The sequence below is a fragment of the Flavobacterium sp. genome (assembly GCF_043778725.1).
Classification (GTDB): domain Bacteria; phylum Bacteroidota; class Bacteroidia; order Flavobacteriales; family Flavobacteriaceae; genus Flavobacterium.
This window is the reverse complement of sequence record NZ_JAYWFT010000007.1, coordinates 1-2,748: the sequence shown is the minus strand read 5'-3', so window position 1 is coordinate 2,748 and position 2,748 is coordinate 1. Positions and strand designations below refer to the sequence as shown.

The window sequence follows — 2,748 nt, the reverse complement described above, 5'->3', positions numbered from 1 at the left end:
ATACGCTGGAGTAAAAGGTGGGGAAGCGACGTACCAAAAGCGACTCCATCTGTGCTCCTATTTCTCAGCAGTTGTGGGGTATAAACATCCCTGCATTTGGGACAGAAGCACTTCACACAGGATTCTTTTGGACGATCATGCATCCCAACTGGCAATAGTGGATGACCGCGACAATAAACTCGCAAGCAAATTTTTATTTTTAATCTTTGATAATGATGAAATGATTTCTATTTGAAAATCATGTAAAAATCTTAAAACAACAAAAGTCATTCCGTGTGGCGCAACTACTACTGGAATCCCAGAATAACGAACGTGCATCATAGTGTCTTGAAACATTTTGATAGCCATGTTCAATTCGTCGTATTCTTGTTCGACTGCCATCATGAAAATCATTCCGATATTGGCACCAACAGAAAAATTGGCTGCTTGATTTCCGATAACTAATCCTTGGTATTCTTTTTCTGATAAATCGATAGCTTTATTGATAGCTGCCAAAACATCGCCACCAATGGTATTCATTTTGCTTTGGAATTCTAAATTCAAAATTCCGTCGCCCAAATCCTGAATAATCGCACCCGAATTACTCCAAACTTTTTTAGCTTCACGAATGTTGTTTAGAATGATAAAACTATCTTGTCCCGGAATTTTCGTCTGTGATTTATTTGGAATATTGTAGAAATAAGTTGCACCTTCTTTTACAGCATAAAAACTTGTAGTTCCAGAAGCTAACATTTCGGTAACCCAAGCTGCTGGCTCGTAACCTTCGGCTTTCATTAACTCGATTCCTTTTTCAACACCTATGGCATCCCAAATTTCGAACGGACCATTTTCCCATCCGAAACCGGCTTTCATGGCATCGTCGATTTTGTATAATTCGTCTGAAATTTCTGGAATTCTATTCGATACATAAGCAAACATTGACGAGAATGATTTTCTGTAGAATTCGCCTGCTTTGTCTTTTCCTTTTACTAAAACTTTAAAACGATTGATTGGTTTATCAATGGTTTTAGTCAATTCTAATGTTGCAAAATTTGCTTTTTTTGCAGCTCTATATTCTAAAGTACCTAAATCCAAAGTTAGAATTTCTTTTCCTTCTTTTTTGTAAAAACCTTGACCAGTTTTGCTTCCCAACCATTTGTTTTCCATCATTTTGGTGATGAAAGTTGGAAGTTTAAACAATTCATGTGCTTCGTCGTTGGGACAGTTTTCATAAATTCCGTTGGCAACGTGAACTAATGTGTCTAAACCAACAACATCAACAGTTCTAAAAGTTGCCGATTTTGGTCGACCAATAACTGGACCAGTTAATTTATCCACTTCTTCAATAGTCAAACCCATTTCGGTAACCAAGTGAAATAAACTTTGAATTCCGAAAATTCCAATTCTGTTTCCGATGAATGCTGGTGTATCTTTGGCAACTACTGATGTTTTTCCAAGGAATTGTGAACCGTAATTAGTTAAAAAATCCAACACTTCTGAGGATGTTTGTGGTCCAGGAATGATTTCGAATAATTTTAAATAACGAGCTGGATTAAAGAAATGTGTTCCACAGAAATGCTTCTGAAAATCGTCACTTCGTCCTTCGCTCATGAATTTTATTGGAATACCAGAAGTATTTGAAGTTACTAAAGTTCCTGGTTTTCTGTACTTTTCGATTTGTTCAAATACTAACTTTTTGATGTCCAAACGTTCTACAACCACTTCAATAATCCAATCATAATTGGCAATTTTCGCCATATCATCGGTTGTATTTCCAGTAGTAATTCGATTTGCAAATTTCTGATTGTAAATAGGCGATGGGCTACTTTTTAAAGCATTGGCTAAATGATCGTTTACCAATCGGTTGCGAACAATTTTACTTTCAAGAGTTAAACCTTTTTTTTCTTCGATTTCGGTTAAGGCATTCGGAACAATATCCAAAAGCAAAACTTCAATTCCAATGTTTGCAAAATGACATGCAATTCCAGAACCCATGATTCCAGATCCAACTACTGCCACTTTTTTAATTAATCTTTTCATTTGTTTTTTATTTAAGAGAAGAGATTATAGACTAAAAGATGCTAGACTTTTTCTTAAATTCGGATTTGTCTTTCATCTATTTGTCTCTCCTCTATTATCTAATTTAAAATATCTTTTTCTCAGCAATCAAATCATTAATAATATCTGCAACTTCCATAAAATTTTGCAATTTTTCTTCGGATATATTTTTTCGAATACTTTCATTAAATTTAAGCACTGTCTCTTTAGATTGTGCTCGCATTTGTCTCCCAAAATCAGTTAGATAAATTAAAACGCCACGACCATCATCTGGATTTTTTTTCCTAATTATTAATCCCTTTTCTTCCAATGTTTTTAATGTTCTTGTTAAAGAAGTTGCTTCCATACCCATTCTTGAACTTATTGCTGTAGATGGTGTTCCTTCTTCTTTATCAATGCTTAAAAGAGCAAAACCTATTGCCATGGAACCATCAAATTTTGACGCTTCTTCGTTATACATTCTTGAAACAGCTTGCCATGTAGCACGAAGTATATAGTCTATTGTTTTTTCTTTCATTTTTTACAGTAACGATTTTACTTGTTTTATTTTTCGAATTCAATTGGATGTAAAATCGGTTCTTTCTTATAAGGTGTCATTTTACGACAACGTTTTAGTTCCGATTTCAAAGATATAAAAAATTTATTATGCACGCATAGTATTTGTGTTAAATTTTATATACTTAATAAAAAACCTATTAGATTTTCTTTCTT

1 protein-coding gene and 1 pseudogene are annotated in these 2,748 nt (G+C 34.0%); both read right to left on the bottom strand.

Annotation, left to right across the window (positions count from 1 at the left end; genetic code table 11):
• Positions 1–261: 261 nt before the first annotated feature.
• Positions 262–2,019 (bottom strand): annotated as a pseudogene (locus ACH2CG_RS01385) (3-hydroxyacyl-CoA dehydrogenase NAD-binding domain-containing protein); the annotation flags it as partial.
• A gap of 103 nt (positions 2,020–2,122) precedes the next feature.
• Positions 2,123–2,554 (bottom strand): MarR family winged helix-turn-helix transcriptional regulator, encoded by a 432-nt coding sequence (locus tag ACH2CG_RS01380; RefSeq protein ID WP_395061448.1) that lies wholly within the window; start codon positions 2,552–2,554, stop codon positions 2,123–2,125.
• Positions 2,555–2,748 lie beyond the last annotated feature (194 nt).

Bases quoted from the DNA above. Each gene is read 5' to 3' on its own strand.
- ACH2CG_RS01380 (WP_395061448.1), bottom strand. From the start codon at position 2,554: ATGAAAGAAAAAACAATAGACTATATACTTCGTGCTACATGGCAAGCT.